Consider the following 877-nt stretch of genomic DNA (forward strand, 5'->3'; position numbering starts at 1 on the left):
GGCTGTCCATAGCGTCTTTTTTCACGAAGAAGTAACAGCCTCAATTAGATCATATTTTTACTTAGATTGGTATTAAACGTAACAGATGGAGGTCACGGACAGCGGATCAAGAATCGTTATGCTTTGCGACAAGTCCCCATTCATCAGAGTCTAATCAAACATGGCTTTCTTGAGTATGTTGAGCTTCGTAAGAACAATAGCAAAACCGGTCTATTCGATTACAAGCCACTGGGTCTCAACAAGGACTGGAGCCAACAATATTGCCAACAATTCGGCAGAATCCTATCTAAGATCGGATTGAAAGCAGGGCAACGCCCTACTGCATACTCCCTCCGTCACACTTTCATTGATGTTCTTAAGCAAAAGGAAGTGGCTGAGTCTACAGTCGCTGATATCGTTGGCCATCATCACCCCTCAATGACATTTGGCCGATATGGTAAGCAAACAAAACTGAAACTTATGCTTAGTGCGGTTAACCAGTTCTCACTTCAACTGGGAGGCTCACATGAGTAAGTTCAACTATGATGAGTTGCACACGGTTTATAAGGCGTTCAAGCAAAGCTATTTTGAAGGGGATGAAACCTCGTTGCTTGCTTTATCGAAACAGTATAACTATCAAGATATCCACTGCCTCTATCAGCTTTTTGAGCGCCTAGAAGATAAACCAAGCACAAGATCTATGTCATTAATGGCATTAGGAATAGATTGGCAAACACAGCAGGCACTGTTTGGTGACTTTGAAACACTGAGAGAAATTGCAGGGCTCGTAAGCCCTCCACCCATGTCACACGTAGAGTGTTTCGGCGTTTTTCAAGGTAGTTGTCATCATTTGCTTACTTATTAAGCAGCTTCTCTTTCTGGGTTTAGGTGTACTTCA

2 protein-coding genes are annotated in these 877 nt (G+C 42.8%); both read left to right on the forward strand.

What is annotated here, in order from left to right:
• The first annotated feature begins 66 nt into the window (after positions 1–66).
• Positions 67–513, forward strand: a complete 447-nt coding sequence (locus Q1A70_RS20175) for a tyrosine-type recombinase/integrase (protein ID WP_299695818.1) — start codon at positions 67–69, stop codon at positions 511–513.
• Positions 506–844 (forward strand): hypothetical protein, encoded by a 339-nt coding sequence (locus tag Q1A70_RS20180; RefSeq protein ID WP_299695820.1) that lies wholly within the window; start codon positions 506–508, stop codon positions 842–844. Before Q1A70_RS20175 ends, Q1A70_RS20180 begins: the two co-directional genes overlap by 8 nt.
• Positions 845–877 lie beyond the last annotated feature (33 nt).

Source organism: uncultured Vibrio sp. (assembly GCF_947488985.1).
Classification (GTDB): Bacteria; Pseudomonadota; Gammaproteobacteria; order Enterobacterales; family Vibrionaceae; genus Vibrio.

Coding starts and splice junctions, on each gene's coding strand:
- Q1A70_RS20180 (WP_299695820.1), top strand. CDS start 506: ATGAGTAAGTTCAACTATGATGAGTTGCACACGGTTTATAAGGCGTTC.